The sequence below is a fragment of the Saccharopolyspora sp. NPDC045839 genome (genome assembly GCF_056431645.1).
Genome location: NZ_JBWKKH010000036.1, coordinates 56,540 through 77,050, shown reverse-complemented (window position 1 = coordinate 77,050; position 20,511 = coordinate 56,540). Strand labels below are relative to the sequence as shown.

Below are 20,511 nucleotides of genomic sequence, written 5' to 3'. Positions count from 1 at the left end.
GCATGTTTTGTGTCGCCATGGCAACACAAAACATGCACGGCCCATGAGCAGTGGAAACATCAGAAACACGAGAGGACCGACATGGCCGTTCCCAAGCGGAAGATGTCCCGGAGCAACACCCGCCACCGCCGATCGCAGTGGAAGGCGACCGCGCCCGACCTGGTGCCGATCGTCGTCGACGGGGAGCGCAAGCTGGTGCCGCGCGCGCTCATCCGGCACTTCCAGCAGCGGTGACCGAACCGGCGCGCGCGATCACCCAGGGTGATGGTGCGCGCCGGAATGGCACTCGGGTGGAGATGGATGTCACGCGGTGCCGCGACGCACGGCGGGTTCTCAGCTGCTTCTCAGGGCCAGGGGTAACACTGTGGCCATGCGCATCCTCGTCGTCGACGACGATCGTGCCGTGCGGGAATCCCTGCGAAGGTCGTTGCAGTTCAACGGGTACCAGGTCGAGCTCGCTGCGGACGGTCAACAGGCACTGGACTTCCTGGCGGGCAATCGCCCGGACGCCATGGTGCTCGATGTGATGATGCCCCGCCTGGACGGCCTGGAGGTCGCGCGCCGCCTCCGCAGCGCCGGCGACGATCTGCCGATCCTGGTGCTCACCGCGCGCGACGCCGTGTCCGACCGGGTCGCCGGGCTCGACGCGGGCGCCGACGACTACCTGCCCAAGCCGTTCGCGCTCGAAGAGCTGCTGGCCCGGCTCCGCGCCCTGCTGCGTCGCGCCAGCCCGCCGGATGCGGGACTGGACGAGCTGCCGCCCGCGCTGCGCTTCGCCGACCTGGAGCTGGACCCGGGCACCCGCGAGGTCCGCCGCGGCGAGCGCCCGATCAGCCTGACCCGCACCGAGTTCGCCCTGCTGGAACTGCTGATGGCGCACCCGAAGCAGGTGCTGACCCGCAGCCGCCTGCTGGAGGACGTGTGGGGCTACGACTTCCCGACCTCGGGCAACGCCCTGGAGGTCTACATCGGGTACCTGCGTCGCAAGACCGAGGCCGAGGGTGAGCCGCGGCTGATCCACACCGTCCGCGGCGTCGGCTACGTGCTCCGCGAGACGCCGCCGTGACGGTTCCCGCACCACCCCCGCCGGACCTGGAGCCGCACGAGCGCCCGAAAGGCCGGTTCCAGCGCGTCTCGCTGCGCAACCGCGTCACCTGGCTGGCGGCGGTCTGCGTCGCCGGTGCGGTGGCGCTGGTGTCCGTCGCGGCCTTCGTCACCGTGCGGGACAGCCTCTACCAGCAGCTGGACGACAGCCTCGTCGAGCGCGCGGTGGAGGCCGCGGAGGGCCCGCTGGTGCGCACCGCCGACCTGCAGCAGGTGCCGGTGGCGTTCTTCGTCGCCCAGAACTTCAAGATCAGCGTGCTGTCCGCGGACGGCGTCGTGGTCGGCCCGGCCGACCGGCCGCCGATGAGCATCGCCGAGCTCGCGGTCGCCAAGGGCGAGACCCGGGAGTCGCTGCGCACCGATCCGCGCACCAACAGCCGGGTGGTGGCGGTGCCGACCGGGCAGAACGCCGCGCTGGTGATGTCCACGTCGATGGACCCGACGCAGCAGACGCTCGCGCAGCTGAGCGTGGTGCTGGTGGTGATGGGCGGCGCCGGGATCCTGCTCGCGGCGGCCGCCGGGACGGCGGTGGCCCGGGCCGGGCTGAGGCCGGTGCAGCGGCTCACGGCGGCCACCGAGCGCGTCGCGCTCACCGGCGACCTGCGGCCGATCCCGGTCGGCGGCGACGACGAGCTGGCCCGGTTGACCACCAGCTTCAACCGGATGCTCGGCGCCCTGGCCGAATCGCAGGAGCGGCAGCGGCGCCTGGTGGCCGACGCCGGGCACGAGCTGCGCACCCCGCTGACCTCGCTGCGCACCAACCTGGAGCTGCTGCTGATGGCCTCGGCCCGGCCGGACGCGCCGGAGCTGTCCGAGCAGGACCGGGCGGAGATGTTCGCCGACGTCCAGGCCCAGGTGATGGAGCTGTCCGCGCTGGTCGGCGACCTCGTCGAGCTGGCCAGGGAGGACACCCCGCAGGCAGTGCACGAGCCGGTGGACCTGGTCGACGTCGTGGAGCGCGCGTTGAGCCGCGCGCGGCGCCGTGCCCCGCGCATCGAGTTCGACGTCCGCCTGGAGCCGTGGGTGATGATGGGCGACGCGACGGCGCTGGAGCGCGCGGTACTGAACCTGCTGGACAACGCCGCGAAGTGGAGCCCGGACGGCGGCCGGGTGCGGGTGGACCTGCATCCCGAGCCGACCGGCGGCACCACCGTGCTGGAGGTCGCCGACAGCGGGCCCGGCATCGCGGCCGGGGACCGGCCGTACGTGTTCGAGCGCTTCTACCGGTCCTCCGACGCCCGGACCCTGCCTGGCTCCGGGCTGGGCCTGTCGATCGTCAAGCAGGTCGCGGAGCGGCACGGCGGCACGGTCTGGGCCGGCGAGGCCCCCGAGGGCGGCGCGCTGCTGCGCATGACGCTGCCGGGCAGCCCCCAGTACATCGAACAGCAATGAACAGCAACGCTCCGGGCGCTGCCAAGGAGTAAGCGCCATCCGTCGGTAGCCCGGTCGGGTAGTGTTGGTTCTTGTTTGCTTGGGCCGCGCAGGTGGGCTCTGTGTGATCGTTCCGGTCCTTGCCGGAACGATCACTCACGAGCCCCGCGCGGCCGTTCGACGGTCTGAGGGGACGGTGCTGTGCTCGCGCGGCAACGCCAGGAAGTGATCCTCGACGAGGTGCGGCGCACCGGTGCGGTGCAGGTCGGCGAGCTGGTGCTGCGGCTCGGCGTGTCGGACATGACGATCCGCCGCGATCTCGACGCGCTCGCCCGGCGCGGTCTGGTGGAGAAGGTCTACGGCGGCGCCACCTCGACGATCGGCCGCAGCACCGATGAGCCGGGCTTCGAGGCCAAGTCGGTGCGCCAGCTCGCCGAGAAGGAGGCGATCGCGCGGCTGGCCGCCGAGCAGGTCCGGCCGGGCACCGCGATCGGCCTGTCCGCGGGCACGACCACCTGGACGCTCGCGCGCCACCTCGACGACGTCGCCGACCTGACGGTGGTGACCAACTCGGTGCGGGTCGCCGACGCCCTGCAGCAGCGCGGCCGCACCGACCGCACCGTGGTGCTCACCGGCGGCGTCCGCACCCCGTCGGATGCGCTGGTCGGGCCGGTCGCCGTGCAGGCGCTGCGCTCCCTGCACCTGGACCTGGTGTTCCTCGGGGTGCACGGGATGGCGCCGCGGGCCGGCTTCACCACCCCGAACCTCAACGAGAGCGAGACCAACCGGGCGCTGGCCGAGGCGGCCGGGCGGCTGATCGTGGTCGCCGACAGCGCCAAGTGGTCGACCGTCGGGATCTCCACGATCGTCGACTTCGACGAGGTCGATCTGCTGATCAGCGACCAGGGGCTGCCGGCCGACGCGCGCGAGCTGCTGGCCGAGCACGTCGAACTCCTGCTGGCCGATCAGCGGGGTGTGGAGGAGGAGCGGTGAAGCGGACGGCGCGGCGCCTGGCCGACGGGCGGGAGATCATCTACTTCGACGCCGACCCGGCGCGGGAGCGGCTGGCCGAGGACACCAGGGCACTGCCGCCGCAGGCCCCGGCTTCGGAGATGCGGCGCGACCCGCTGACCGGCGAGTGGGTGGCGATCGCGGCGCACCGGCAGGCGCGGACCTACAAGCCGCCGGCCGAGCTCTGCCCGCTGTGCCCGAGCGTGCCCGGACGGCCCACCGAGATCCCGGAACCGGACTACGACGTCGTCGTCTTCGAGAACCAGTTCCCGTCGTTCGCGCAAGGCATTCCCGGCGACGAGTCCACTGTGGATGGCATGCCGATGGTGCCGGTCGCGCCCGCGCGGGGCCGCTGCGAGGTGGTGTGCTTCACCGCCGACCACGACTCGTCGTTCGGCGCGCTCAGCCCGGACCGGGTGCGCACCGTGGTGGACGTCTGGGCGGACCGCACCGCCGCGCTGGCCGAAACGCCCGGCGTGGAGCAGGTGTTCTGCTTCGAGAACCGCGGCGAGGAGATCGGCGTCACGCTGCACCACCCGCACGGCCAGATCTACGGCTATCCGTTCGTGACGCCCAAGACGGAGAAGATGCTGCAGGTCGCGGAGAAGTACCTGGCGCAGCACGGGCGGCACGTGCAGGGCGACGTGCTCGCCGCCGAGCGCGCCGCGGGCGACCGGGTGGTCGTCGACTCCGAGCACTGGACCGCGTTCGTGCCCGCGGCCGCGCGGTGGCCGGTCGAGGTGCACCTCGTGCCGCACCGCCAGGTGCCGGACATCACCGCGCTCTCCGACGCCGAGCGCGACGACTTCGCCGTGACGTACCTGGACATCCTGCGCCGCCTCGACGGTCTCTACGGCCGCCCGCTGCCCTACATCGCGGCCTGGCACCAGGCGCCGGTGCGCACCGGGCGGGAGCTTTCGTGGCTGCACCTGGAGGTCTTCTCGGTGCTGCGCTCGGCGGACAAGCTGAAGTACCTCGCGGGCTCGGAATCCGGCATGGGCGTGTGGATCAACGACGTCACGCCGGAGCAGATCGCCGCCCGGCTGCGGTGAGCGCGGGGCCCCCTCGATCAGTCGCAGATCACAGTTCCCCGACCGGTTTTCAGGCTGTCGCACAGCCTAGTCTCAGGCACTTCTCAGCCGTCTGGAGCAGAGTGGAGTCATGACCGATCACCCCCCGGGCTACTCCGGCGATCAGCCGGACGAACCGAAGCCGCAGGCGGACGGGCCTGTCGCAGGCACCGGCGACACGCCACCTGCCGGGGTTCCGCAGCAGCCCTACCAGCAGCCCCAGCAAGTGCACGCCCAGGCCGCGCAGCAGCCCCAGCACGCCGCGCAGCCGCCGCATGCGACGCAGCAGTTCCCGCACGCGCAGCCCTGGCCGTCCGGCGGCTACACCGCCGCCGCCCCGGTGCCGCAGCAGCGGAACCGGCACGTCGGGCTGGTCGCGGGCGCAGCGGTCCTCGCGCTGGTGGCGGGCCTCGTCGGCGGTGGCATCGGCGGGTTCGTCGGGTACCAGCTCGGCGGTGACAAGGGCGCCGTGACGTCGCTGGACCAGTCGCGTCCGGCGCGCAGCGCCAGCACCGCGCCGGCGGGCTCGGTGCAGCAGGTCGCGGAGAAGGTGCTGCCCAGCGTCGTCCAGCTGCAGCTGGTGACCGCGCGCGGCGGCGGCGAGGGCTCCGGAATCGTGATCAGCAGCGACGGCTACATCCTCACCAACAACCACGTCGTCGAGGGTGCCCAGAACGGCCGGCTCACGGCGCTGTTCCACGACAACCGCTCGGCGCCGGTGCGGATCGTCGGCACCGACCCGAAGTCGGACCTCGCGGTGGTGAAGGCCGACATCACCGGCCTCACGGCGGCCGACCTCGGCCGCAGCGACGACCTGCCGGTCGGCGCGCCGGTCGTGGCCATCGGCTCGCCGTTCGGCCTCTCCGGCACCGTGACCAGCGGAATCGTCAGCGCCAAGGACCGCCCGGTGCGGGCCGGTGGCGAGTCGGGCAGCCAGGACACCGTGCTCAACGCGCTGCAGACCGACGCCGCGATCAACCCCGGGAACTCCGGCGGCCCGCTGGTGGACATGGACGGCAACGTGGTGGGCATCAACTCCGCGATCTACAGCCCGGGGTCGAGCCAGGAGAAGGCCGGCTCGGTCGGGCTGGGCTTCGCGATCCCGATCGACCAGGCCAAGCGGATCTCCACCGAGCTGAAGGACACCGGCTCGGCCACCCAGACCACGCTGGGCGTGGTGATCACCAACTCGCCGCAGCAGCCGGGCGCGCAGGTCCGCGACGTCACGCCCGGCGGGCCTGCCGAGCAGGCCGGAATCCGGTCCGGCGACGTCATCACGAGGATCGGCGACCGGGCGGTCCTGGACACCGACTCGCTGATCGCCGCGGTCCGCTCGCACGCGCCCGGTGATCGGCTGCCGATCACCGTCACCGGCCCGGGCGGGGACCGGACCGTGGACGCCACCCTGGCCGGCCAGAAGGGATGATCCGAACGCGCGGCCGTTCGCCGGCCGCGTTCCGCGTCGACCGTGCCGGGTCCGCTCCGCCCCCTCCGAGCGGCTCGGCGCGGTCGGCGGCGCAGGCTTCGCAAAACGGTCGAAAACCGCTCGGGGGCATTGCAGAACTGGGAGGAACATGTCCGACGAAACAGGCACCGTGGTTCCGCGGCGGGCCGTGCGAATGGTCGATCTCACCGGCTCGTTGGATCTGAACGGGGCACTCCTTGGCACTACGGTTACCGGCATGGAACGCAGCGCGCAGCGGTTGGGCCGGGCCCTCGTCGTCGTGGTGGACGACCGGGTCGCCCAGGGCGAGCAGGAAGACAACATCGGTCCGCTGGTGACCGAGTTGCTGGAGGAGGCCGGTTTCATCGTCGACGGCACCGTCGCGGTGGCCGGGGAAACAGTGGACATCCGCAACGCGCTGAACACCGCGGTGATCGGCGGGGTCGACGTGGTGATCACGGTCGGCGGCACCGGGGTGTCGCCGCGGGACGTCACGCCGGATGCGACGGCGGGCGTGCTGGACCGCCCGGTCCCGGGCATCGCGGAGGCCCTGCGGGCCTCCGGCCTGGCGGCGGGCGCGGTCGAGGCGGGCGTGTCGCGCGGCCTGGTCGGGGTCTCCGGCAGCACGCTGGTGGTGAACCTGGCGGGTTCCCGGGCCTCGGTCCGGGACGGCATGGCCACCCTGACGCCCCTGGTGACCCACGTGATCGAACAACTCTCGGGCCTGGAAACGGCCTGAGCTGGGTGAGAACGGCGGTGGCGGCTCCCGTTGGGGGCCGCCACCGTCGTGTTGTCGGTGGTACCGGGCACGCTCGCGACCATGCGACGACACCAGCGCACTCGTGCGGGTCAGGGCTGATCTGTGTCGGCCTTGGAGAGGGTGCTTGCTGACGTCGATGTCGCCCTCGAGGGGATCAGCGCTGGGCAACAGGGCGTCGTGCGTGCCCAGGAATGTCTGGACGAGGCCGGCCAGCCGGACGGGTTGGGCCTGTTGCTCGGTTCCCGGGATGAAGACGCACTGCACGCCTTGGAATGTGCCGATCGGGCGGCCAACGAGCTCGTTCGGCTCGACCAGATGCTGAGCAAGATCCACGATGCAGTACTCCAGTGGCGCCAGTCGATCGCTGGTGCGGGAGGCGCTAGGCCCGGGCTCGGCCACGAGGCGACCAGTCCTTCCACTCGTCCGTCGGAGTCCGTCGGAGCCCCGGGCTCGGCCACGTTCAACACCGTCGAATGGTCGGACGCCGTACGCGACGAGATTCGGCATCTCAAGCCCACTGTCGGCCTTGCATTCGACGACGAGGGAAATCCGGCGCTGATCGACCGAGATCTGCGGAGCCAACAGGATGAAGTCTCGCGGGAGATCGACGGGTTTCTGAAGGCCAGCCTCCATTTTCCGAAGCAGCGCCGGGCCGATGTTCCGGTTGCTGCCGCGACGCATGTCGAGACCAAGGTCGCCATGGAAATGCGGAAGCAGGGCATCCGGCACCTGACCGTGGTGATCAACAACCCCCGGGGGATCTGTCGCGGCGATTGGGGATGCGGCCCAGCAGTGCGGGCTATATTGCCGCGTGGGCACTCGATCACGGTGTGGATACCCGGAGCCGCCGTACCATACGTGCTGCAAGGAGGGAGTCCGCCATCATGACGACGCTCAGCACTGATCTGCCCGCCTACGCTGATCCTGGATGGCGCCACGTCAGCTCGTGGGTGGGAATGGAGCAGGCGATCAGCGACGCGCTGGACAAGGGCGATTGCAACACCGCGGGGTGGTTGCAGTTCGGCCGGGACGTCGCGGCGGACCAGCCCGGTGATCACCAGCTTCGGGTTGTTGCGGATCCAGGTTCCGGCTACGCGGCGTTGCTGTGGTTCCTCAACGTCGATCCCGAAGATCATCTAGACGACCCACTCGCTCAGCACCTGTGGGTCACGTTCAACCCTGCGCCTCCGCTCGAGGCTCCCCGCTTGGCGAGTGACTACGACACAGACCACTACCACGACAGGTTCACGGTCATCCCGATCGAACAGGCGCGTGAAGCGCTGCGGGAGTTCTGCCGGACCGGCGGGCAGCGGCCGCCGTCGGTCCAATGGGTCGCCGGTGACTACTACGGCCGGATCATCCAGCGGCTCGCGGTGGCGGGCGCGGCCTAGCGCGCAGGTGGCAGGGGCCTGGAAACGGCCTGAGCTGGGTGAGAACGGCGGTGGCGGCTCCCGTTGGGGGCCGCCACCGTCGTGTTTCACGGGCTTTTCGTTCGGGTCAGGGGGTTTTCGGCGGTTCCGCGCCGCCTTCCGGGCCCTTCTCATCGGGGTCCTTCGGGGGCTGGCCGTCCGGGTGGTGGTCCCGCTTGATCATGCCCTCGACCTTGTGGCTGACGTTCTCGATCTTGTCGTGGTACTTCCCGCCGGTCGCCTTGTCCAGGCTCGACTTGGCCGCGTCGAGCCCCTTCGCCGCGCTCGGACCCGCCTTCTCGGCCAGTTCCTCGGCCTTGCCCTTGGCCTGGTTGGCCAGTTCCTTGGCCTTGTCCAGGAAACTCATCTCTCGCCTCCCGTGGCTTCGACACCCGGTGAGCCACGCCTGGCGCCGCTCCCGCAGCCTCGACGTCTAGCAGTCTTAACTGTAACCGACTTCACACCTGCGTCCGGAGGTCCGCACGCGCACTCGCGGCGATGGGGGACGATGGAGGCGTGACCGCGAACGATTCCGGCAAGACCTCCGATCCCGACGAGCGGGAACGGCGGCGCAAGCTCGCCGAGATCTTCGGCGACGTCCTCCCCGAGACCACCTCCGACGACCGCCCGGACCGGGCCCCCGCGGGCGACGAGGAGCGCTGGTACCGGGAGAACCGGCCGCCGCACCACGACGCGCGCTGAGCCCGGCCGCAGGCTCACTTCTGCTGGCCGTCGCCCGAGACGCTCGTCTTCTCGTTCACGGCGAGGCCCTCGATCTTCGGCAGGCCCTGTTCGCGGCGCAGCAGGTCGCGGATCTCCTGCAGCAGTTCGACGTCGGTCGGGTCGGCCGGGTCTTCCTCCTGGCCCTTCTTGCGGCGCTCCGTGAGCTTCTTCATCGGCAGCACGAACAGGAAGTACACGACGGCCGCGGTGATGAAGAACGTGATCACCGCGTTGATCACCGCGGCGAAGTCGATGATCGACGCCTCGTTGCCGACGCGCAGCTGGATGCTCAGGCCGGTGACGTTGCCGCCCCCGGTGGCGGCGATGACCGGCTTGATGATGCTGGTGGTGAACGACGTGACCAGCGCGGTGAACGCGCTACCGACGACCACGGCCACGGCCAGTTCGATCACGTTGCCGCGCATCAGGAAGTCCTTGAAGCCCTTGAGCACGCTGGGAGCTCCTCTCCAGATCATGGGTGTGTCCGGGCGAACGCCGGTTCGAGGGATGCGACGTCCGCGGCACGGATGGATGACGCGCCGAATCGATGGGGATCGGGCGCGTGACGCGTACTCAGCGGAGGGTAACGGTGACCGATTGGCTCAGGGCGGCTGCGGCGACCGTCGCAGCCGCCTGCTCCGGTAGTCCCACGAAGATGAGTCTGCCCTGGTCCCTGTCGCCCTGCGGGGCCTGCACGGCGACGACTCGGACGTCCTCTGCGAGCACCGAATCCGCACCTGATCGAGTGAGGGTTGTGACGAGGTCCACTCGTCTGCCCGGCACCAGGAAGTCCGCCACCTCGGGGTCGGCGAGGCGGATCGGCGCGGCCGCCGTCCCGCCTCCGCCGGAGGCCACCGCGGGACCGTTGAACCGGGCGTCGGTCAGCGGCTCGCCGCTGCGCACGGCGCTGCTGAGCACCCGGCCCTCGGCGGTGGTGGTGTCGCGCAACGCGCCATCCGGCACCAGGTCGGCGGGCAGCTCGCGGCGCCCCACGTCCGTCTTCGACAGGACCCGGCCGGGCGGCAGATCGCGGGCGGCGACGACAACCGCGACGCGTGACTCCGGCGGTCCGTGACGTGGCTGCACGGTCAGCCCGGCGGCGAGCAGCAGCAGGGCCACGGCGGCCGCCCTGCGCAAGGCGTGCAGGCGAAAGCCCGGTCGGCCGAGGAAAAGCGCGCCGATGCGGTGCAGCACTGTCGAGTTGAGACGGTCCTTCGGTGCCATGATCCACTCCTCGCTCTCGGCGGTCGACGAACTCCGAAGTTAGGGAGTCGCCGGCCCGGGCGGGAGGGGGAAGCGGAAATCTGTGGACAAACCAGTCCTCTGTGGACAACTCGGCTCACCCGGACGGATTGCCCTCGCGGCTGAGGGGATCACCCTGCGCGCACACGAAAATCGCCGACCGCGGTGACTGCGGTCGGCGAACCGGAGGCGGGGATCAGGAAGCGGCGGCCGTGGTGGTCGAGGAGCTGCTGCTCGAAGACGACGAGCTCGACTCGGAGGACTTGCTGCTGCTCGACGACGACGACGAGGAGGACGACGACGAGCCGTTGCTCGTGGTCGAGGACGACGAGTTCGACGACCGGTTGTCGGTGCGGTAGAAGCCCGAGCCCTTGAACACGATGCCCACGGCGTTGAACAGCTTGCGGAGCCGGCCGGTGCACTTCGGGCACTCGCTGAGGGAGTCCTCGCTGAACGACTGCACCGCCTCGAACCGGTGATCACATTCGGTGCAGGCGTACTGGTAAGTGGGCACGGCCGTGAACCTCCGACATCTCGTCCTGGCACTCGAACTGCAGGAGTGCTAATACGATAATGCGTCACGTTGGGTGCCCAGCGCAAACACTCCTATGTCACATGGGTAGCGCCACGATCCCACGACCGGGTGTCAGCACGCCCGTCATCCGCACGTCGTGCGGTTCCCCGGGCAGCTCGGCGACGAACTCCTCGTCCCGGACGACGCCGATCCGCGGCGCGTCCGGCGCGGCCAACGGCAGCGACCGGTCGTAGTGACCGGCGCCACGCCCCAGCCGAACGCCCTGGTGGTCCACGCCCAGCGCGGGCACCAGCAGCGCGTCGGCCTCGCCGATCGCGGCCGGGCCCAACCGCTCGCCTGCCGGTTCCAGCAGGCCGAAACCCGCGGGTCGCAGCGAATCCGGGCCGGTGAACTCCGCCCACTCCAGCGGCCCGTTGCGGACCACGACCGGCAGCAGGACCCGCAGCCCGGCGTCGCGCAGCGCGTCGAGCGTGCCGGGCGCCCCCGGCTCGCCGCCCACCGGGACGTACGCCGTGACGGTCCGCACCTGCTGTCCGTCCAGCCAGCGCAGCAGCGCCTCCTGCAGTGCCGTGGCCTCGGACGATCGAGCGTCCTCGGCGACGTTCCGGCGTGCTTGGAGCAACGCGCGGCGCCACTCGGACTTGGTAGTAAGCGATTCGTCCAGTGAGCTCACAAGTCCACTCTAGGGCTGCCCGATAGGCTCCCTGGCCATGAGCAGCCCGACGAGCACGCCCAAAGCGTTCCGGACCGCCATCGTGCCCGCAGCCGGCCTGGGAACCCGGTTCCTGCCGACGACGAAGGCGGTGCCGAAGGAGTTGCTCCCGGTCGTCGACACCCCCGGGATCGAGCTGGTGGCTGCCGAGGCCGCCGAAGCCGGTGCGCAACGCCTGGTCGTCGTGACCTCGCCGGAGAAGCGGGCGGTCGCCGAGTACTTCCGGCCGCAACCCGAGCTGGAGCAGACCCTCGAGGACCGCGGCAAGGACGAGTTGCTGGCGAAGGTCCGCCGCGGGCCGGCGCTGATCGCTGCGGAGACCGCGGTGCAGGAGCGGGCCCTCGGCCTCGGCCACGCCGTGGGCTGCGCGGAGCCGAACCTGACCGATGACGACGACGCGGTCGCGGTGCTGCTGCCCGACGACCTCGTGCTGCCGCGCGGCGTGCTCACGCGGATGGCCGAGGTGCGCGCCCGCTTCGGCGGCAGCGTGCTGTGCGCGTTCGACGTGCCGCGCGAGCGGATCTCCGCCTACGGCATCTTCGACGTCACCGACACCGATGACGACGATGTCAAGCAGGTCCGCGGCATGGTCGAGAAGCCGGCGCCCGACGAGGCCCCGTCCACCTTCGCCGCCGCCGGTCGCTACCTGCTGGACCGCGCGGTCTTCGACGCGCTCAAGCGCATCGAGCCAGGTGCCGGAGGTGAGCTGCAGCTCACCGATGCCGTAGCGTTGTTGATCTCCGAAGGTCACCCGGTGCACGTGGTGGTTCATCGCGGTGGGCGACACGACTTGGGAAATCCTGGCGGTTTCCTCAAAGCTGCGGTGGACTTCGCGCTGGAGGATCCCGAGTACGGGCCGGACTTGCGAGACTGGCTCGTCCAACGGATGAGCAGGAGCTAACACGCTGCGCCAGGCCACGGCTCGGGCACGCGGGAAGAGGTCAGCCATGAGGTCAGTGGACGAGCAGCTCGCACGCGTACTCACGGCGGCCGTCCGGCCCGCGCCCGTCCGGGTCGCGATCTCCGAGGCGCAGGGCCTGCTGTGCGCCGAAGAGGTCGTCGCCGAGCAGGCGCTGCCCGGATTCGACCAGGCTGCGGTCGACGGTTACGCGGTGCGCAGCGTCGACGTGCAGACGGCCGCCGACGAGTCGACCGTGCTGCCGGTCGTCGGGGAGATCCCGGTCGGGTCGCGGCAGCCGCGCCGGTTGCAGCCGGGGCAGGCGGTGCGGGTGGTCACCGGTGCGCCGCTGCCGACGCTGGCCGACGCGGTGGTGCCGCTGGAGTACACCGACGAGCACCCGGCGAAGGTCACGGTGCGGCAGGCGGTGCCATCGGCGGCGTTCGTCCGCCGCACCGGCGAGGACGTGCAGACCGGCGACGTGGCGGTGCGCCGCGGCGCACCGATCGGCGCGGCGCAGGTCGGGCTGCTGGCGGCGGTGGGCCGCAACAAGGTGCTGGTGCACCCGCGGCCGCGGGTGTCGGTGATCTCGGTCGGCGACGAGCTGGTGGACGTCGACCGCACGCCCGGGCAGGGCCAGGTCTACGACGTCAACTCCTACGCGCTGGCCGCCGCCGCGCGCGACGCCGGCGCCGAGGTGACCCGCGTCGGCATCGTCAACAGCGACCCGCGCCGGCTGCGCGAGGTCGTCGAAGGGCGGCTGCTGCTGTCCGAGATCGTGGTGATCGCCGGCGGCGCGGGCGGCGCGATGGGCAACGAGGTCCGGGCGGCCCTGGCCGACCTGGGCGAGCTCGACGCGAGCCGGGTGGCCATGCAGCCCGGCTCGGTGCAGGGCTTCGGCCGGCTCGGCCCGGACGAGATCCCGACCTTCGTGCTGCCCAGCAACCCGGTGAGCGCGCTGGTCGTCTTCGAGGTGCTCGTGCGGCCGTTGATCCGCGCCGCGCTCGGCAAGATCAACCCGCACCGCCGCACCGTGTCCGCCGAGCTGCTCACCCCGATCAGCTCCGCGAAGGGGCGCCGCGGCTTCCTCCGCGGCCAGCTGCTGCGCGACCCGAAGAACGGCTCCTACCTGGTGCAACCGCTGGGCACCTCGGGCTCGCACCTGCTGGCGTCGCTGGCCGAGGCGAACTGCCTGGTGGTGGTCGACGAGGACACCACCGAAGTCGCGGCCGGCGAAGACGTGCAGGTCCGGTTCCTCTCGCAGCGCGCGTGAGCCACCGATGCAGCCCGCCGACGCCGATGGGTTCCCGATCGGCCGCCACCCCGGCTGGCCGGCGCGCCTCGGCCCGCTGATCACCGCACGGGGCGCCGTCGCGCTGCGCCCGCCCCGGCTGCGTGACGGCTCCGCCTGGAGCCGGATCAGGCTGCAGGATCGCGCCTACCTGCAGGAATGGGAGCCGACCGCGGTCGGCGGCTGGCAGGAGCGGAACGCGCGGATGGCCTGGCCCGCGCAGTGGAGCGCGCTGCGCGGCATGGCCCGACGCGGCCAGGCGCTGCCGTTCAGCATCACCGTCGACGGCGATTTCGCCGGCCAGCTGACCGTCGGCAACATCGTCCGCGGCGCGCTGCGCTCCGGGTGGATCGGCTACTGGGTGGCCGCGCGGCTGGCCGGCGGCGGGATCGCCACGGCTGCCGTCGCGCTGGCGGTGGACCACTGCTTCGGCGCGGTCGGACTGCACCGGCTGGAGGCCACGGTGCGGCCCGAGAACCAGCCGAGCGTGCGGGTCCTGGAGAAGTCCGGTTTCCGCCGCGAAGGGCTGTTCCACCGGTACCTGGACGTGGCGGGCGCCTGGCGGGACCACTACGTGTACGCCCTGACCATCGAGGAGATCCCCGGCGGCGCGGTGCACCGGCTGATCGAGTCCGGCGGCGCGAGACGGCCCTGAACGCCGAGATCTTGATCACGCACCGTCACCGTAAAACCCGCGATCATCGGCCGAAATTGGTCCGAACGGACGCAAGATCGTAGTCATTCGGCGGTGCGGAAGCCGACACGCCGGTGTCGATGTTGCCGCTGGCTGCTCTGAACGTGCGGTTTTCTTGTCCCTGGGGAACCACTGTGACTCGGCGTGGCTCCGAGACAGAAGTGGCTGATGTGATTAGCGTGGCGATCGCAGACTTGTGTGCTGCCGGTGGCCAGGGGGAGGTGGCGAGGCATGCCCAGCTCGTTGATCTTCGCTGCACTGGCGGCGGCGTGGCTGGTGGTACTGGTTCCGATGTTCGCTCGCCGCCGCCAAGAAGTGTCCAAGACCACCGACTCCGCGCTGGCCGCACGAGTTGTGCGGCGAGGCAGCGGACGGCGACCGGCGACGCCCGGAGCCGTGATAACCGACGAGGTGGAGGAGGCTTTCGGAATGCCTGACACCGACCGGGACGAGGCCCTCGAAGAGATCGAAGAGCACGAGGCCGACGGCTCGTGGCGACGCGTGCACAGCGATGACGTCCGGGCCGGGCGCCGGTACCGCCCCGGCCGCGGTGGCTTCGATCCGGAAGCCGCCGCGCTGGCCGCGCGCGTGAAGTACGCCCGTCGGCAGCGCATCGTGCTCGTCATGCTGCTGCTGGCCGTGACGACCGCGCTGCTGGCCGCCATGGTGTGGCCGGTCCTGTGGTGGGTGCACGGCATCACCGACCTGGCGACCATGGGCTACCTCACGTACCTGCGCCGCCAGGTCCGCATCGAAGAGGACGTCCGCAGTCGGCGGCTGGCCCGGATGAGCGGCGAGCACGACGAGTACGACGACGCCGAGATCGACGACGAGCTCGTCGACGAGTACGACGAGGACGACGACCGCGAAGACGGCCGCCCCGCGGACCGCCGACCGGACTCGAGCGCCGTGCGCGTGGAGATCGACGACGAGGACCCCATGTTCGATGAGCTGGACGAACGCACCTGGGAGCCTTACCGGCGAGCGTCCGGCGAGTAGGCCGCGACCCCTTGGAGGGGGGTGCTGCGAAGGCTGATTTCGGGCCTTGCTAAGCTTTCGTCAGCACTCAACAAGGGGCTGTAGCGCAGTTGGTAGCGCGTCTCGTTCGCATCGAGAAGGTCAGGGGTTCGATTCCCCTCAGCTCCACGCAATAGAAGGCTCGTGCTCGCGGAGAGCACGAGCCTTTTGCGTTCCGCGTATCTCTGGGGGCCGAGCCTCCCAAACCCCCCACGGTGCGGTGGATTCTTTGCGTCGGCTTCTTGCGGTGGGGAGCGTTCCCGGCCTGCTCACCTACCAGCCGTCCGATGTCGGCGCCGGAACTTGCTGGACTGCGGCCGATTGCTCTTCTCTTGGTCCCGCGCCCGCAGCTGGCGACGCCCCGCCGCCTGCCCTGGTTGCAGGCGACCCAGATGCTGGGCACCGGGAACCCGGCGCTGACGAACCCGAGCCTGCAGGCCAAGTACAAGTCGGCCTACCTGCGCGCGGCGCCGCTGCCGGAGCAGGTCGCCACGATCTACCGCCATCTGACCACATCGGACTACCGCAACCCGGACGCGTTGCTGCTGGTGGCCTCCTACGGCGCGCGGATCAACGACACGCATCCGCGGACGACCGCCGTCGCCCAGCGCGATTCGGTGCTGGAGCTGCTGTTCGAGAACTTCTGGTCGGACCCGGCCGAGGACGACCACCACCTCGGCTGGATCCGCGAGTTCTACCGCGACGTCCACGCCCGGACCGGCGGCGTGCCGGTGCACGACGAGCTGACCGACGGCTGCTACGTCGACTACCCGGACATCGACCTCAACGACGGCCGGTGGAACACCTCGGGCGTGGAGTGGGCGGAGCTGTACTACGGGGCGAACCACCCGCGGTTGCGGGAGATCAAGCGCCGCTGGGATCCGCGCGACGTCTTCCGCCACGGCCAGTCCGTGCGTCCCTGAGAACGAGGCCGTCCCAGAAGGTCTCCGGTCACCGCTCATGCCGAGGACGCCCGGAGCCTGGCGGGGCGGCGGTTTCGCGCGAAACCGCCACCCCGCCCTCACGAGGAGCGCCGGTTTCGCGCGAAAACGGCGCCTTCTGCGCTCCAGGCGGTGCCCCGGAACTTCACCTCCGGAGGGCGAGCAGGCTGAGCGCGATCGCCGCGACGTATGCGGCCGCGGCGATCGTGAAGGCGAACCCGTACCCGCCGGCCGTCGCGACGGCGGCGTCGGTTCCGCCGCCGGTCAGCCGGCTGGTGTGGGCGCCGGCGATCGAGACCAGCAGGGCGAACCCGATCGTCGGCCCGCCCTCCATGGCCGTGTTGAGCACCCCGCCGGCCAGCCCGGCCTGCTCGTCGGGCACGTCGTCCATCGCGGCCGCGGTCGCCGCCGAGAAGATCAGCGCGGCGCCCACGGGGAAGATGACGAGCCCGGCCAGGAGGGTGCCGACGTACGGCGAGGCGACGTCGAGCTGCCCCAGCAGGGCCAGCCCCGCCGCGCCGACCGCGAATCCGATGGCGGTCATGCGGGGCGCCCCCGCGGTCACCGCTAGCCATCCGGCGAACAGGCCCGTGGCGAACATCGCGATCCCGTAGGGCAGGAACGCGATGCTCGTCGTCAACGGCGGGAACGCCTGCTGCTGCTGGAAGTACAGCGGCAGGAAATAGGTCGTGGTGAACGTGCCCGAGGAAGCCAGCATCACCCCGAGCAGCCCCATCAACCGCTTGCGGGAGCGGAAGAACGACAGCGGAACCAGGGGATGCTCGGCGCGCGCCGCCCACAACGCGAACGAGCCGAGCGCGACCAGACCGGCCAGCAGCGGGACGAGCACGCCCGCGGCCGCCCACCCCTGCTCCGCTGCTTCGACGAGCCCGTAGCACACGCCGCACAATCCGGCCGTGACCAGCACCGCGCCTAGTACGTCCACCCGGATTCGGCGCGTTTCCGGAGCCGGCGGCATGACCCGCGGCAGCAGCACGAGCACGAGCGCGACCACCGCCGCGGGCACGACGAAGGCCCATCGCCAGGACACCCAGTTCGCCACGACGCCGGACAGCAGGATGCCGACCGTGGCCCCCACGACGGGCAATCCGCCCCAGATCGCGATCGCCCTCGCGCGGCGCTGCGGATCCCGGAACACGATGCCGGCCAGGGCCATCGCCGCGGGAGCCGTCAGCGCCGCGCCGATGCCCTGCCCGAAGCGGGTCAGCAGCATCACCGCGAAGCTCGTCGCCGCGGCGTTGGCCACCGACGCCAGCCCGAACACGACCATGCCGACGACGAGCGCACGCCGGAGCCCGAGCAGATCGCCCAGCCGGCCGCTGAGCAGCAGCAGCCCGCAGAACGACACCGCGTAGGCGTTGTTCACCAGCGCCAGTTCGGCCCGGTCGAGCCCCAGGTCGCGCTGGATCGCGGGCAGCAGCACCGAGATCAGCGTCATCGCGGCGATGAGGGTGATCTGCACGGTGCCGAACACGGCGAAGGACACCCCGGGGCGCCGCTGCCAGAGCGGGAGGTGCGCTGCCGCGGCGATGTCCTGCTGCACCAGGTTCTCCTTCGCGCTCGGGTCAGGCTTCCTTGAGCATTCCGCCGTCCAGGACGATGTCCGAGCCGTTCATGTTGGGCACCCGGCCGGAGGCGAGCAGGACGACGAGCGTGGCGATCTCCTCGGGCTCGGCCAACCGCCCGGTGTTCAGGCCGGTCGCCTGCGGCACCTGGGCCAGGAACTCCTCGTGGCTGACGCCCATGCTCTTGGCCCAGCCTGCGGCCATCTCGTCGTCGGCAGTCCAGACCGCGGTGCGGGTCGGCCCCGGCGAGATCGTGTTCACCCGCACGCCCCGCTCGCCGAACTCCTCGGACAGGGACTTGCCGAAGTTGACCAGCGCGGCCTTGGCGGCGGCGTAGTCGATCAGGCGCGGCAGCGCGAGCCGGGCGTTGACCGATCCGATGTTGACCACCGCGCCGCGGCGCTCGATCAGGCTCGGCAGCGCCGCGCGGGTGGTGCGGACGGCGCTGAAGAAGTTCAGCTCGAATGCCTGCTGCCAGTCCTCGTCGCTGATCGACAGGAATCCGTCGGGCCGCCCGGGCGATCCGCCGACGTTGTTCACCAGCAGGTCGACGCCGCCCAGCTCGGCTATCGCCCACTCCGCGAACTCGGCGTTCTGCTCCGCTGAGGTCAGGTCGGCCCGGCGGACGAGGGGCGTGGCCTCCAGCAGTGCGTCGCTGGTGGTGCGGGCGCCCGCCGCGACCCGCACCCCCTCCGCGGTCAGGGCTTGGACGACGGCCAGTCCGATTCCCCTGCTGGCGCCCGTGACCAGCGCTGTCTTACCCGCGAGCTTGAACTCCATGCCATTCCTTCCGAACGATGAATACACCAGTGAAAGGTTACACTAGTGCACACGAATTAGGGCTGTCCATCGCACAGGTGCGCGCCGCGACGGGCGCCTCTGCGGGGGAGGCCCGGCGGCTAGGATCGACCGACCAGCGGGAATGGAGGGATGCCGTGAGCACGCATGCGTTCGAGGACTGGTCCGTCCACCGCGGCGCTCCGGCCGAGGTCGCCCTCGCGGTGGACTTCGCGAACACCGTCGACCAGCGGGACTTCGGCCGGTTCGCCCCGCAGGAGTTCCTCGGCACCGCCGGCGACCTCGCCGACTGGCTGCGGGACCGCGGCTTCGCCGTGGACGCGTGCTCCCAGAAGGACTTCGCGCGGGCTTTGGCCCTGCGCTCGGCGATCCGCGAGATCGCCGCCTCCCACCAGCCCGGCGTTGCCGTCCGGGGTGACGGGCCGGACCTGTCGGCCGCGCTCGACTTCCCGCTGCGACCCCGCCTCGACGAGACCGGCGCGGTCCGGCTGCGGGCCGCCGAGGACGGCGTGCGCGGGGCGCTGGCGGACATCGCCTCGGCGATCGTGATCGCCGAGGCCGAAGGTTCCTGGTGCCGGGTCAAGATGTGCTCGGCGCCCGACTGCCGCATCGTGTTCTACGACGGTGCCAAGGCCCGCAACAGCAGGTGGTGCGCCACGGCGGGCTGCGGGAACCGCATCAAGACCCGGACCTACCGAGCCCGCCGCCGCGCCGACGGCGCTTGAGGAGCCGTCTCGCTGCGGGGGCCGCAGCGCCTCCTCGCCGCTGGCCACCAGGTACTTGGCGTCCAGGTCCGGCGCGTGCGCTGAGCGGCCGCCCCGCCGTCGCATCCCGGGCTCGATGGCGCCGGGTGTCGTCGCGGCGGGGCTAGGATCGAGGTGCTGCTTCCGGCCGGCGGGTTCAGCCGAGGGGAGGCTTCCGTGGGGACGCGCGAACGGGTTGCGGCGGCCGTCCGGTTCGGCGTCGCCGAGCTGATCCCCGATCGCCTCCGGGCCCGCGGGTGGACCGTTTCCGTCGACGGCGTCTCCCAGTCCTATGTGGATCTCGATGATCCGGCCCACTTGAAGATGCCCTACACGGACTGGATCGCCCAGGCGATGGACCGGCACTGGCCGCCGGGTGCCGTGTCGGCGCTGTTCGTGGGCGGCGGTGGTTTCGCGTTGCCCCGCTATCTCGCCGCGACGCGGCCCGGCTCGGAGCAACTCGTGTTCGAGCTCGACGGGAAGCTGGTCGAGCTGGTGCGCGAGCACCTCGGCCTCGACGAAGTGCCGGGCCTGGAGGTCCAGGTGCGGGACGGCCGGGCCGGTGTCGAAGGTGCGCTGGACGACAGTGCCGACCTCGTGGTGCTCGACGCCTTCCAAGGCGGGGACGTCGTCACCGGGCTGGCCACCGTCGAGTTCTTCAGCGAGGTCTCCCGGGTGCTGCGGCCCGGCGGGTTGTTCGCGGCGAACTTGTGGGATGCCGCCGAACTCGGTTTCGCCCTGCGCGCGATCGCCGCGGCCTGCGAGGTGTTCCCGCACGTGCTGGTCTTCGCCCATCCCCGCGTGCTGGCGCGGCGTCAGTCCGGCAACGTCGTCGTCGTCGCTTCGACGCGCCGCCTCCCGGTGGCGGAACTGGCCGACTGGGCGGTCTCGGCGCCGGAACGGGTCTACTGCTTGACGCCGGAACGGCTGGCCGACGTGTGCGGAACCGCCGCGCCGCTGACCGAGGCCGATCCGCTGCTCGACCCGGTGCCGCCCGTTCGCGGCTGGTGGTCCGGCTCCCGCCTCGCCTGACCGTTCGAGTTCACCCAGCAGTGGTGCGCGGCCCACGCATGCCGCAGCGAAAGAAAATCTTTCTCCGAAGCGCAGTCTTTACTGAAAGATGTTGCTTATCTGCGGAATCCTGATGTAATTCTTCTTGACA

24 protein-coding genes and 1 tRNA gene are annotated in these 20,511 nt (G+C 71.1%); 18 read left to right on the top strand and 7 right to left on the bottom strand.

The window, feature by feature from the left end; genetic code table 11:
• Positions 1-81: 81 nt before the first annotated feature.
• The 9 genes from rpmF to AC07EQ_RS35455 all read left to right on the top strand — a co-directional run bounded on the left by rpmF (position 82) and on the right by AC07EQ_RS35455 (position 8,151).
• Positions 82-234 (top strand): 50S ribosomal protein L32, encoded by a 153-nt coding sequence (rpmF, locus tag AC07EQ_RS35495; protein ID WP_132492918.1) that lies wholly within the window; start codon positions 82-84, stop codon positions 232-234.
• Between the two features lie 136 nt (positions 235-370).
• Positions 371-1,066 carry a response regulator transcription factor gene (locus AC07EQ_RS35490; RefSeq protein ID WP_478392189.1) on the top strand — a complete coding sequence of 232 codons (696 nt, stop codon included), beginning with the start codon at positions 371-373 and terminating at the stop codon, positions 1,064-1,066.
• Positions 1,063-2,496: a HAMP domain-containing sensor histidine kinase gene (locus AC07EQ_RS35485; protein WP_478392188.1), complete on the top strand. Its 1,434-nt coding sequence runs from the start codon at positions 1,063-1,065 to the stop codon at positions 2,494-2,496. The genes AC07EQ_RS35490 and AC07EQ_RS35485 overlap by 4 nt, the downstream gene beginning before the upstream one ends.
• Positions 2,497-2,676: 180 nt before the next feature.
• Entirely contained in the window at positions 2,677-3,468 is a 792-nt protein-coding gene (locus AC07EQ_RS35480; protein WP_358578795.1) for a DeoR/GlpR family DNA-binding transcription regulator, read from the top strand.
• Positions 3,465-4,538, top strand: coding sequence for a galactose-1-phosphate uridylyltransferase (gene galT / locus AC07EQ_RS35475; protein WP_478392187.1), 1,074 nt, complete (start codon positions 3,465-3,467; stop codon positions 4,536-4,538). The genes AC07EQ_RS35480 and galT overlap by 4 nt, the downstream gene beginning before the upstream one ends.
• Before the next feature lie 109 nt (positions 4,539-4,647).
• Positions 4,648-5,982 carry a S1C family serine protease gene (locus AC07EQ_RS35470; protein WP_478392186.1) on the top strand — a complete coding sequence of 445 codons (1,335 nt, stop codon included), beginning with the start codon at positions 4,648-4,650 and terminating at the stop codon, positions 5,980-5,982.
• A gap of 256 nt (positions 5,983-6,238) precedes the next feature.
• On the top strand, positions 6,239-6,739 hold the full coding sequence (locus tag AC07EQ_RS35465) for a MogA/MoaB family molybdenum cofactor biosynthesis protein (RefSeq protein WP_190824236.1): 501 nt from the start codon (positions 6,239-6,241) through the stop codon (positions 6,737-6,739).
• A 141-nt stretch (positions 6,740-6,880) separates the two neighbouring features.
• Positions 6,881-7,648, top strand: coding sequence for a DddA-like double-stranded DNA deaminase toxin (locus tag AC07EQ_RS35460; protein WP_478392185.1), 768 nt, complete (start codon positions 6,881-6,883; stop codon positions 7,646-7,648).
• Positions 7,645-8,151 carry an Imm1 family immunity protein gene (locus AC07EQ_RS35455; protein ID WP_478392184.1) on the top strand — a complete coding sequence of 169 codons (507 nt, stop codon included), beginning with the start codon at positions 7,645-7,647 and terminating at the stop codon, positions 8,149-8,151. Before AC07EQ_RS35460 ends, AC07EQ_RS35455 begins: the two co-directional genes overlap by 4 nt.
• Before the next feature lie 106 nt (positions 8,152-8,257).
• Here AC07EQ_RS35455 and AC07EQ_RS35450 read toward each other — a convergent pair whose 3' ends face one another.
• Positions 8,258-8,536, bottom strand: coding sequence for an antitoxin (locus AC07EQ_RS35450; RefSeq protein WP_478392183.1), 279 nt, complete (start codon positions 8,534-8,536; stop codon positions 8,258-8,260).
• Between the two features lie 149 nt (positions 8,537-8,685).
• Here AC07EQ_RS35450 and AC07EQ_RS35445 point away from each other — a divergent pair, with 149 nt between their 5' ends.
• Complete coding sequence (locus AC07EQ_RS35445; protein WP_478392182.1) at positions 8,686-8,871, top strand: hypothetical protein; 186 nt, start codon at positions 8,686-8,688, stop codon at positions 8,869-8,871.
• Between the two features lie 14 nt (positions 8,872-8,885).
• Here AC07EQ_RS35445 and mscL read toward each other — a convergent pair whose 3' ends face one another.
• The 4 genes from mscL to AC07EQ_RS35425 form a co-directional block, all read right to left on the bottom strand.
• Positions 8,886-9,344 (bottom strand): large conductance mechanosensitive channel protein MscL, encoded by a 459-nt coding sequence (gene mscL / locus AC07EQ_RS35440; RefSeq protein WP_478392211.1) that lies wholly within the window; start codon positions 9,342-9,344, stop codon positions 8,886-8,888.
• 121 nt (positions 9,345-9,465) lie between these two features.
• Positions 9,466-10,116: an SAF domain-containing protein gene (locus AC07EQ_RS35435; protein WP_478392181.1), complete on the bottom strand. Its 651-nt coding sequence runs from the start codon at positions 10,114-10,116 to the stop codon at positions 9,466-9,468.
• Between the two features lie 214 nt (positions 10,117-10,330).
• Positions 10,331-10,648: an FmdB family zinc ribbon protein gene (locus tag AC07EQ_RS35430; RefSeq protein WP_478392180.1), complete on the bottom strand. Its 318-nt coding sequence runs from the start codon at positions 10,646-10,648 to the stop codon at positions 10,331-10,333.
• 97 nt (positions 10,649-10,745) lie between these two features.
• Positions 10,746-11,342 (bottom strand): 5-formyltetrahydrofolate cyclo-ligase, encoded by a 597-nt coding sequence (locus tag AC07EQ_RS35425; protein WP_478392179.1) that lies wholly within the window; start codon positions 11,340-11,342, stop codon positions 10,746-10,748.
• A 37-nt stretch (positions 11,343-11,379) separates the two neighbouring features.
• Here AC07EQ_RS35425 and AC07EQ_RS35420 point away from each other — a divergent pair, with 37 nt between their 5' ends.
• The 6 genes from AC07EQ_RS35420 to AC07EQ_RS35395 all read left to right on the top strand — a co-directional run bounded on the left by AC07EQ_RS35420 (position 11,380) and on the right by AC07EQ_RS35395 (position 16,204).
• Entirely contained in the window at positions 11,380-12,282 is a 903-nt protein-coding gene (locus AC07EQ_RS35420) for a UTP--glucose-1-phosphate uridylyltransferase (RefSeq protein WP_478392178.1), read from the top strand.
• Between the two features lie 46 nt (positions 12,283-12,328).
• Positions 12,329-13,552 carry a molybdotransferase-like divisome protein Glp gene (glp, locus tag AC07EQ_RS35415; RefSeq protein WP_478392177.1) on the top strand — a complete coding sequence of 408 codons (1,224 nt, stop codon included), beginning with the start codon at positions 12,329-12,331 and terminating at the stop codon, positions 13,550-13,552.
• A gap of 7 nt (positions 13,553-13,559) precedes the next feature.
• The gene (locus tag AC07EQ_RS35410) at positions 13,560-14,225 is read left to right on the top strand and encodes a GNAT family N-acetyltransferase (RefSeq protein WP_478392176.1); all 666 of its coding nucleotides are present in this window, start codon (positions 13,560-13,562) and stop codon (positions 14,223-14,225) included.
• Between the two features lie 270 nt (positions 14,226-14,495).
• Positions 14,496-15,263 carry a divisome protein SepX/GlpR gene (gene sepX, locus AC07EQ_RS35405; protein ID WP_478392175.1) on the top strand — a complete coding sequence of 256 codons (768 nt, stop codon included), beginning with the start codon at positions 14,496-14,498 and terminating at the stop codon, positions 15,261-15,263.
• A gap of 74 nt (positions 15,264-15,337) precedes the next feature.
• A tRNA-Ala gene (locus AC07EQ_RS35400) sits at positions 15,338-15,410 on the top strand.
• A 203-nt stretch (positions 15,411-15,613) separates the two neighbouring features.
• Positions 15,614-16,204: a BBE domain-containing protein gene (locus AC07EQ_RS35395; RefSeq protein ID WP_478392174.1), complete on the top strand. Its 591-nt coding sequence runs from the start codon at positions 15,614-15,616 to the stop codon at positions 16,202-16,204.
• A 163-nt stretch (positions 16,205-16,367) separates the two neighbouring features.
• Here AC07EQ_RS35395 and AC07EQ_RS35390 read toward each other — a convergent pair whose 3' ends face one another.
• Positions 16,368-17,786 carry an MFS transporter gene (locus AC07EQ_RS35390; RefSeq protein ID WP_478392173.1) on the bottom strand — a complete coding sequence of 473 codons (1,419 nt, stop codon included), beginning with the start codon at positions 17,784-17,786 and terminating at the stop codon, positions 16,368-16,370.
• Positions 17,787-17,808: 22 nt separating this feature from the next.
• Positions 17,809-18,588 (bottom strand): oxidoreductase, encoded by a 780-nt coding sequence (locus AC07EQ_RS35385; RefSeq protein WP_478392172.1) that lies wholly within the window; start codon positions 18,586-18,588, stop codon positions 17,809-17,811.
• A gap of 155 nt (positions 18,589-18,743) precedes the next feature.
• On the opposite strand from AC07EQ_RS35385, the gene AC07EQ_RS35380 reads away from it, so the two are divergent.
• Together AC07EQ_RS35380 and AC07EQ_RS35375 are read left to right on the top strand one after the other, a co-directional pair.
• Positions 18,744-19,331, top strand: a complete 588-nt coding sequence (locus AC07EQ_RS35380; protein ID WP_478392171.1) for a CGNR zinc finger domain-containing protein — start codon at positions 18,744-18,746, stop codon at positions 19,329-19,331.
• A gap of 195 nt (positions 19,332-19,526) precedes the next feature.
• Positions 19,527-20,381 (top strand): spermidine synthase, encoded by an 855-nt coding sequence (locus AC07EQ_RS35375; protein WP_478392170.1) that lies wholly within the window; start codon positions 19,527-19,529, stop codon positions 20,379-20,381.
• The last annotated feature ends 130 nt before the right edge of the window (positions 20,382-20,511 follow it).

Bases quoted from the DNA above. Each gene is read 5' to 3' on its own strand.
- rpmF (WP_132492918.1), top strand. From the start codon at position 82: ATGGCCGTTCCCAAGCGGAAGATGTCCCGGAGCAACACCCGCCACCGC.
- AC07EQ_RS35490 (WP_478392189.1), top strand. From the start codon at position 371: ATGCGCATCCTCGTCGTCGACGACGATCGTGCCGTGCGGGAATCCCTG.
- AC07EQ_RS35470 (WP_478392186.1), top strand. From the start codon at position 4,648: ATGACCGATCACCCCCCGGGCTACTCCGGCGATCAGCCGGACGAACCG.
- AC07EQ_RS35465 (WP_190824236.1), top strand. From the start codon at position 6,239: ATGGAACGCAGCGCGCAGCGGTTGGGCCGGGCCCTCGTCGTCGTGGTG.
- AC07EQ_RS35455 (WP_478392184.1), top strand. From the start codon at position 7,645: ATGACGACGCTCAGCACTGATCTGCCCGCCTACGCTGATCCTGGATGG.
- AC07EQ_RS35450 (WP_478392183.1), bottom strand. From the start codon at position 8,536: ATGAGTTTCCTGGACAAGGCCAAGGAACTGGCCAACCAGGCCAAGGGC.
- AC07EQ_RS35435 (WP_478392181.1), bottom strand. From the start codon at position 10,116: ATGGCACCGAAGGACCGTCTCAACTCGACAGTGCTGCACCGCATCGGC.
- AC07EQ_RS35420 (WP_478392178.1), top strand. From the start codon at position 11,380: ATGAGCAGCCCGACGAGCACGCCCAAAGCGTTCCGGACCGCCATCGTG.
- glp (WP_478392177.1), top strand. From the start codon at position 12,329: ATGAGGTCAGTGGACGAGCAGCTCGCACGCGTACTCACGGCGGCCGTC.
- AC07EQ_RS35410 (WP_478392176.1), top strand. From the start codon at position 13,560: ATGCAGCCCGCCGACGCCGATGGGTTCCCGATCGGCCGCCACCCCGGC.
- sepX (WP_478392175.1), top strand. From the start codon at position 14,496: ATGCCCAGCTCGTTGATCTTCGCTGCACTGGCGGCGGCGTGGCTGGTG.
- AC07EQ_RS35385 (WP_478392172.1), bottom strand. From the start codon at position 18,588: ATGGAGTTCAAGCTCGCGGGTAAGACAGCGCTGGTCACGGGCGCCAGC.